The sequence below is a fragment of the Mesorhizobium sp. LNJC405B00 genome, assembly GCF_000502615.1.
Taxonomy (GTDB): domain Bacteria; phylum Pseudomonadota; class Alphaproteobacteria; order Rhizobiales; family Rhizobiaceae; genus Mesorhizobium.
Genome location: NZ_AYWC01000048.1, coordinates 1 through 8151 on the forward strand (window position 1 = coordinate 1; position 8151 = coordinate 8151).

1 protein-coding gene, 6 pseudogenes and 1 other annotated feature are annotated in these 8151 nt (G+C 60.0%); of the genes and pseudogenes, 4 read left to right on the forward strand and 3 right to left on the reverse strand.

Annotation, left to right across the window (positions count from 1 at the left end; all coding sequences use genetic code 11):
* Positions 1–1157: pseudogene (locus X756_RS01000000166440) on the reverse strand (KUP/HAK/KT family potassium transporter); the annotation flags it as partial.
* A 501-nt stretch (positions 1158–1658) separates the two neighbouring features.
* Here X756_RS01000000166440 and X756_RS1000000168460 point away from each other — a divergent pair.
* Positions 1659–2558 (forward strand): annotated as a pseudogene (locus tag X756_RS1000000168460) (IS3 family transposase); the annotation flags it as partial.
* Positions 1910–2026 (forward strand) — a sequence feature (AL1L pseudoknot). (Overlaps the previous pseudogene by 117 nt.)
* Here X756_RS1000000168460 and X756_RS1000000168465 read toward each other — a convergent pair.
* Positions 2537–3962 (reverse strand): annotated as a pseudogene (locus tag X756_RS1000000168465) (IS30 family transposase). The pseudogenes X756_RS1000000168460 and X756_RS1000000168465 sit on opposite strands and share 22 nt — an antisense overlap.
* A 30-nt stretch (positions 3963–3992) precedes the next feature.
* On the opposite strand from X756_RS1000000168465, the pseudogene X756_RS136385 reads away from it, so the two are divergent.
* The 3 genes and pseudogenes from X756_RS136385 to virD4 form a co-directional block, all read left to right on the forward strand.
* Positions 3993–4295 (forward strand): annotated as a pseudogene (locus X756_RS136385) (IS3 family transposase); the annotation flags it as partial.
* A 535-nt stretch (positions 4296–4830) separates the two neighbouring features.
* Positions 4831–5373: a hypothetical protein gene (locus tag X756_RS1000000170290; protein WP_245264609.1), complete on the forward strand. Its 543-nt coding sequence runs from the start codon at positions 4831–4833 to the stop codon at positions 5371–5373.
* A 229-nt stretch (positions 5374–5602) separates the two neighbouring features.
* Positions 5603–7422 (forward strand): annotated as a pseudogene (gene virD4 / locus X756_RS01000000166445) (type IV secretion system ATPase VirD4).
* Positions 7423–8043: 621 nt separating this feature from the next.
* Here the strand turns inward: virD4 and X756_RS1000000169195 are convergent.
* Positions 8044–8151: pseudogene (locus X756_RS1000000169195) on the reverse strand (DNA-binding response regulator); the annotation flags it as partial.

Genomic DNA, 8151 nt, shown 5'->3' on the forward strand with positions numbered 1-8151 from the left:
CATTGACGCGCGGCATGTAGATCTGGCCCGACTGCCGTTCCGACGTGTGCAGGATTTCGAGGCGCGGCAGCATATTGAGCTGCACCGCCTGCCGGGTCAGCGAGAAGGCGCCGGAGATGACCGCCTGGCTGGCGATAACCGTCGCCGCGGTTGCCAATACCACCATCGGGATTAGCGTCCAGCCTTCGTTCATCTCGAAGAATGGATGGCCGACGACGCCGTTCTTGGCCAGCACGAAGGCGCCTTGCCCGGCATAATTGAGCAGCAGGCAAGGAAACACGATCGCCAGCCAGGCCAGCACGATCGGCTTGCAGCCGAAATGGCCGAGATCGGCATAGAGTGCTTCGGCGCCGGTGACGGCGAGGAAGATGGCGCCGATGGTCACGAAAGCGACGTCGGGCGAATTGATCAGGAAGGCGACGATGTAGTGCGGGCTCACCGCCCACAGGATTTCTGGATCGGCGATGATGTGGTTGAGACCGGAAAGGCCAATTGCCAGGAACCATACGGCGGTCACCGGGCCGAACACCAATCCCACCCCGCCGGTGCCAAAGCGCTGCACCGCGAACACCATGGCCAGGATGACCAGTGTCAGCGGCACCACATAGGGCTGGAAGGTCGGCGTGACGACGTTCATACCCTCGACCGCCGACAGCACCGAAATCGCGGGCGTGATGACCGCGTCGCCGAAAAACAGCGAGGCGCCGACGATGCCGATGCCCAGGATCACCGCCGACCGCTTGGGGAAACTGCCGCGCGCTAGCGCCATCAGCGACAGCACGCCGCCCTNCGATGCCCAGGATCACCGCCGACCGCTTGGGGAAACTGCCGCGCGCTAGCGCCATCAGCGACAGCACGCCGCCCTCGCCGCCGTTATCGGCGCGCAGCACGAACATGATGTACTTGATGGTGACGATGATAGTCAGCGACCAGATGATCAGCGACAGCACGCCGAGGATATCGCCGCGCTCGGCGACATTGCCGCCCGACGACGCCACCAGCGCCTCACGGAACGCGTAGATCGGGCTGGTGCCAATATCGCCATAGACAACGCCGAGCGCGCCTAGCATCAGCACCTTGGTGCTGTCCTGTTCGATTTCGGGATGGCTCGATTGTTCGACGGGTTCTGCCTCGCCACCAGCATTGGTAAGGGCCATGGACGACACTCCGATAAGGGGCCGCCCTCTACCTTTGCTGCACTGCAATATCAAGTGCCGCGACGTAATGGCTCCGTATGCGGACCGCATTTGTTGCCGCACCGGCGGATTGTCTCATACGAAACCACGATCCCGCTCCCGGGCCATTTCCTCGACGAGACACAGGCTCAAGGGGACCTGAAGCAGGGCCAGACCGGATGGGCGATGATCTGCGGCAGGAAACGATGGCGCTGCTTGTAGCTGACGGCATATCTTTCTCCTTTGTGTGTCTGCCAGACGAGCGGGCGGGCACGGAAGTGGTCGCGCTCTGGCTGCCAGACATACTCGTCCAACCTGATGAAAACCTGACTTGTACACCCAGCCCAAACAGGTGCGAGGGGTCGGTCTATTACCAAAGGCTCTGAGGTGATTCTCTAGGGTTCCCGCCCAGATTGATCCGTGACCCTTGTTGTGTGCCGCCCCGGGTTGATCGGAGGCTCCAACTCCTGAGAAGGTGGAACCATGACAAGCAAGGCGACCAACAAGTTCTCTCCCGAGGTCCGGACCCCCCGCGGTGCGGCTGGTTCTGGATCACGAACGCGAGCATACGTCGCGGTGGGCGGCGGTTTCATCGATCGCCGCCAAGCTCGGCTGCAAGAAAGCCGAGCGTGACGGCGGCGTGCGCGCCGGAGTTCCCACGGATGCTGCGACGAAACTGAAGGCTCTGGAACGCGAGAGCCGCGAGCTTCGCAGGCCAACGAGAGCAAGGCTTCCGCGTATTTTGCCCAGGCGAAGCTCGACCGCCGGTTCAGGCCACGATCGCGTTCATCGACGATCACCGCAAGGCGCATGGGGTTGAGCCGATCTGCAAGGTGCTGCCGATCGCCCCGTCGACCTACCACGACCATGTCGTCAAGCGCGTCGACCCCTGCCGGCTGTCGGCTCGGGCAAGATGGGATACAGCCTCGAAGGATGAGGTCCGACGGGTTTGAGGCGAACTTCCGCGTCTGCGGCATTCGCAAGGTCTGGCGGCGGTTGCGTCGCGAGGGCTTCGAGGTCGCCCGCTGCACGGTTGCCCGCTTGATGAAGGCCATGGGCCTCGAAGGCATCGTCCGCGGCAAGCCGATCCGCACTACGGTGAGCGACAAGGCCGCACCTTGCCCTCTCGACCACGTCAACCGCCAGTTCCATGCTCCGGCGCCGAACATGCTGCGGGTCTCCGACTTCACCTGCGTCGCGACCTGGACGGGCTTCGTCTATGTCGCCTTTGTCATCGACACCTATGCCCGTCGGATCGTCGGCTGGCGGGTGAGCCGGACGGCGCATGCAGCCTTCGTTCTCGATGCCCTGGAACGGGCTCTCCATGATCGGCGGCCCGCGCGGGGAGGCGGGCTCATCCATCACAGCGATAGAGGCAGCCAAGGCGGATTCAACCGGATCGTCGCAACACCGGCATCATACTGTCCCCCAAGGAGCTGGTCGAGGAGTTCGGCAGGTGTTTTCCAGCCGAGCGTTTTGCGCGGTCTTGTGTTGATAGCATGGGCAACTGCGTCCAGTTCCCGGGCTGTGTGCCGACTGAGATCCGTGCCCTTTGGAAAGTACTGTCTCAGCAAGCCATTGGTGTTTTCGTTGGAGTCTCGCTGCCACGGGCTTGGGGATCGCAGAAGTAAATCTCGAGCCCGGTGTCGATGCGCAGGTCGGCTGCTGCGCCATTTCCGCTCATGGTCCCAAGTCAGCGACTGACGCAGCTGCTCGGGAAATTTGCCCATGGATCGGGCTATGGCTCTGCGGACTGCTTCAGCGCCGTGGCCGGCAAGTGGTGGACCGTTCTTGATGCGCAGGCTCTGCTGATAGCCATGCATGCGCGGCAGGTGAAGCACGCATTGTGAAGCGTGAACTTCGTTCCACGAGCGTACCGATCGCCTAGCTTCCGAGGCCAAGGACGAGGTCGCCTTCCCAATGTCCGGGGACAGCCCGATCGGCAATTTCGGCCGGACGGTCGCTTATTATAAGGGCGTCTCCAATGAAGGACTTGCTGCGAACTCGGGCCCGTTCGCGCGGTACGCGCAACGCTCGGCCTGAACGCAGACATGCGGTCAGTCCTCGGCGCAATGCTCCGCGTCCTTGAATGTACAAGGACTGATAGATCGTCTCGTGGCTGATCCGCATGGTTTGATCCTCTGGGTAATCGATCTGAAGCCGATTTAGCGATCTGCTCGGGGCTCCAGGCTGCCGACCACCTCCGGCTCTGTCGTTTTTTCCATACCCACCTTGGGGCCCTCGAATGAGGCGCCATTGGGATTGGTGACTTTGCCGGCCAAGCGCTCCTCAACATTCACGCAGAGCCGGATTGACCGCCAGCTTGCCAGGAGGCCGCCGGGACTCACGATCGGCGTGCCATTGGGCGGCACTGGCCGGTAATCCAGATTGCCGCTGCGCGTCGCGGCATTGCGCCTGACCTCCCGCGAGATTGTGCTCGGCGGCCGACCTAGCTTACGAGCAATGGCCCGGATGCCGATTCCCTTGGCAAGCTCAAGCGCAATATCCTCGCGCTACCGAAAGAAAGATATCGCCCCGAAGGCGGCTTCGCCCACGGCGCTAAATGCGTTGGCGGCATCCCTCCTGCACTCCGAACCAGCGCGGACCAAGAGGCGTTGATATACTGGCATCCAGTGCGGCCTCCTCGCTCGAACGTCCCAAGGCAATAGCTTGCCAGAACCGGAAGCGATTCTCACGCTGCCAGGCAGGCGGACGCCCGGGCGAATCTAGCTTCTTTCGAGTGCACCGATCTAAGCGCGTTGGTGAACCGTCATTGCAACCTCCAATCCCTTGGTGTTGCGACGACCGGTTGAATCCGCCCAACACGTCAGCATTCAATACACCGAGCGCTTGGCGGAGGCCGGCGTCGAACCCGCAGTGGGCAGTGTCGGCGACTCTTTCGATAATGCTCTCGCCGAAACGATCAACGGTCTTTGCAAGGCCGAGGTGATCCATCGACGCGGACCCTGGCGCTCATTCGAGGCCGTCGAGTTCGCCACGCTCGAATGGGTCGACTGCTTCAACAATCGCTGGCTGCTGGAGCCCATCGGCAACATCCCGCCGGCCGAAGCCGAGGAACGCTACTACGCCATGTTGGATGAACCAGCCATAGCCGCGTGACTCAAACGAAACGGCCACCGGAATGCCCGGGGCAGTTCACATCGCATTTGATGCCAGCTTCATCGTATTTTCTTCGGCTTGGACGGGCACTTGGCAGACCCACAGAGCTGGGAACCCTTTGCCATACTACAACTGTAACATCATATCGGTTTAGCAGGTCAAGCTTCGGTGGTAACCTCATTGGGTAGAATAACTACTTTGGAGGCTAGCAATGGATCGCGATAACAAACGGGCACGTGCAGCTGCAAGATCATCTCAAGGCGTGGGGAGCAGTAGCCTCCGTGACGTTCCAGAGGGGCCATTGAGCGATGTTGCAGAACGGCTGGTAACCGCTAACCCGCGCGATACAGCGCGAAATCTCGGGGGCTTCAAAGGCCTCGGGACGCACGAGCGAACAGCCGTTCGGGGCACTCAACCCGGGCCAGAAACTGACCTCGCGAGATTTGAGAGGCGGACCAATCGGCTTGGACGATCAGCCATCAATCTGGCCGCGACATTAACAGCCGAATTGGGGTACAGCACGGATGACATAGCATTGCAGAAAGTCGGAGCGGCCAGTAATCTAGGCGATTACCTAACGCCAGGGCTGCAAGATGCTATTGTTAATCGCATTGGCAACATGGATCCGCCGTCGCAAGCTCTCGGAGCTTATTACGTTGCGCCACACTTCAGTAAGTTTACTGACGAAAACAAATCTCGCATTCTTGATCAAGCCATTGGATTGGCTTCTTCTGATCCGGATGGCAATGTCAGGATGATGGCATCCAATGCTATTCTCAACATGTATCAACAGTTAGACGCAAATCAACAGGCCCAAGCTCACTCAGTTTTTCCCGGCATGCAACACATCTTGCCGCACATGCCGCCGCCGCAGCATGCAGCAGAGGAACGGAGTGCGAATCTGGACGGCCACATAGCAGGTATTGAGGCTGCAGTCCGTGATACAGTAGGCCCGCAAACCTCCTATGAACAGCTGCAGCGGGGTGCTCAAGTCGGGCGGTCCATAAGCCAAGCCTACAATCACGCCCGAGAGGACCTAATGGAGGCCACCCGAAGCAGAGATCGCTCCGGCCGTTGAGGTCTCGGCCATGGTACAGTGACGCTTTCTCTCCCGAATTCCGTCTACGGCCTTGCCGTTTCCAATTCGCTGGCCGTTGACGTACAAAAACCACGTCTGCCGGGTGATGCGCTGCAAGCATCGCACCACCCACTGCGGCATCGATCTGTCGAGCGGCGACATCGCGCGACGCCGGTTCGGTCTCTGAAGCACGCGCAGCATTAGCTACGGCTAATCCGGCAATGGAACAATGCTTTCAACAAAAACGACGCCCCCCAACATAGCCATTAGCATCGCGTGCTCACTCGCCGTGGGCTTCTGTGCGGCAAGTCTTTACGCAACCTTCCGCCACGGCGGCAGCGGCGAGGCTCTGATGGCGTTTGATGTCCGTGCCTTTTGGTTTGAGACGCCCTTCTATTTGGGTTTCGCAACCCCCGTTTTCTATCGGGGCGCGGCTATCGTGCTCTCGACGTCCGCGGTCGTCTTGCTGATTCAGCAGATCGTATTGCGCCGCAAGCTCGAACACCACGGGACGGCTCGTTGGGCTCGAGTGGATGAAATGCGACGCACGGGATATCTGCGACGATACCGTGGCGTGACAGGGCCGGTGTTTGGGAAGACAAGTGGCCCTTTCTGGCCTGGCTACTACCTGACCAATGGCGAGCAGCCTCACAGCCTCATCGTTGCACCGACCCGCGCTGGCAAGGGCGTCGGCATAGTCATTCCAACGCTACTTACATTCAAAGGCTCGGTGATAGCTCTGGACGTCAAGGGGGAGCTCTTTGAGCTCACCTCGAGGGCGCGCAAAGCCGCAGGTGACGACGTGTTTAAATTCGCGCCGCTGGATTCGGAGCGGCGCACAAACTGCTACAATCCGCTGTTGGATCTTATAGCGCTGCCTCCACAGCAGCAATTCACCGAAGCCCGCCGCTTGGCCGCAAACCTGATTACGGCCAAGGGGGAGGGCGCGGAAGGTTTCGTCAGCGGCGCGCGAGATATCTTTGTCGCGGGAATCCTTGCCTGCATCGAGCGGGGCACGCCAACAATCGGCGCCGTCTATGACCTCTTCGCCCAGCCGGGGGAGAAGTTTAAGCTCTTCGCGCGACTCGCCATGGAGACTCAGAACAAAGAGGCACAACGCATCTTCGACGACATGGCGGGGAACGATACGAAAATCCTAACCTCCTACACTTCCGTGCTCGGCGATGGCGGGCTCAACCTGTGGGCGGATCCCGCTGTAAAGGCGGCCACAAGTCGCTCGGACTTTTCGGTCTATGATCTTCGCCGTCGCAGAACGTGCATCTATCTTTGCGTTGGTCCGAACGACCTTGAGGTGATCGCGCCTTTGATACGCTTGTTTTTTCAGCAAATCGTTTCAATTCTGCAGCGGTCGCTGGCCGGCCGGGATGAAAAGCACGAGGTTCTCTTCCTGCTCGATGAGTTCAAGCACCTGGGTAAGCTGGAGGCGATCGAGACCGCAATCACGACTATCGCGGGCTACAAGGGGCGTTTCATGCTCATCATCCAAAGCCTTTCGGCACTGACGGGGGCTTATGGAGAGGCTGGCAAGCAGAATTTTCTCAGCAATACCGGACTGCAAGTGTTCATGGCCACGGCTGATGACGAGACTCCGAACTACATTTCCAAGGCCATCGGTGAATACACGTTTGAAGCCAAATCGATTTCCCACAGCCAGGCGCGAACGTTCGACTGGACCATTCAGAATTCACATCAAGGTGCACCGCTATTGCGTCCCGAACAGGTTCGGCTGCTCGATGACGACTACGAGATTGTTCTCATCAAAGGTCTGCCACCATTAAAATTGAGGAAGGTGCGTNTCGGCTGCTCGATGACGACTACGAGATTGTTCTCATCAAAGGTCTGCCACCATTAAAATTGAGGAAGGTGCGTTATTTCTCGGATCGCATTCTGAAACGCATCTTTGAACGCCAGACAGGCGCCCTCCCGGAGCCGGCGCCCTTGACGGGAGCAGAGGAGGCGCTCTCCGCCGAATCTCAACTCGATGACCCGCTGTGTGAATTGGCGCAGGACTTTGACGATACAGTTTGATGTGAGGCTGTGTGGACCCCGCGAGAAAATCCATCCCGTGTAGCAGCTTTGTGGCAGGTGCAGGACGCCGGCTTGGAAGAGGGGCAAGCGGGCCAAGCCCGGCAACTTGAGCAGCACGTGTCCGAGGCGCTCCGGCCGCTGTTCGATGGTCGAGCTGACGAGCCGCCAACCAATCCAGAGGAGCTTCTGCGACTGGAACAGGGGGTTTCGCGAGGTGCTTCAGCGAGGGCAGGATCATCAAGCCGCCTCGTCTTTTTTCAGCAACCCAGGGATGCCCGATGGACGGGATGACCTCAACAGAAGCGTGTCGGAGGCTTTCGCAAGCTCTGGGACGCCGGAGTTCGGGCCGCCGCCCCCAGTCTTGGCTGCCAGCCAACAGCAGATCCGCCCTTCGCCGGATGAGCTTGACCATGCAACCACCTGCCACCCGAGTGAGTCGTCCCAACAATGAACATTCACCAGCGCTGTTGTGGTCAGCGCAGACGCAGAGGGCCCTGAATGCGCCGCAAGCCGTCGCCATTCAGCAGCAGCTGAGCGAAATCGGCAATTCAGGCGGCCGCGTGCATATGCAGAGAGGGGCTTGATCAGCCTCGTCACCCCAATCTCCAGCATAGCTCACTGTCACGCGGCCAACGTGCCTCCGTAGCTAACATCCACGTCAGCGTTGAAGAAGTACCCTGCGCCACGGGATGTTTTGACCAGGCGAGGGTTGGCCGCATCAGCCTCCAG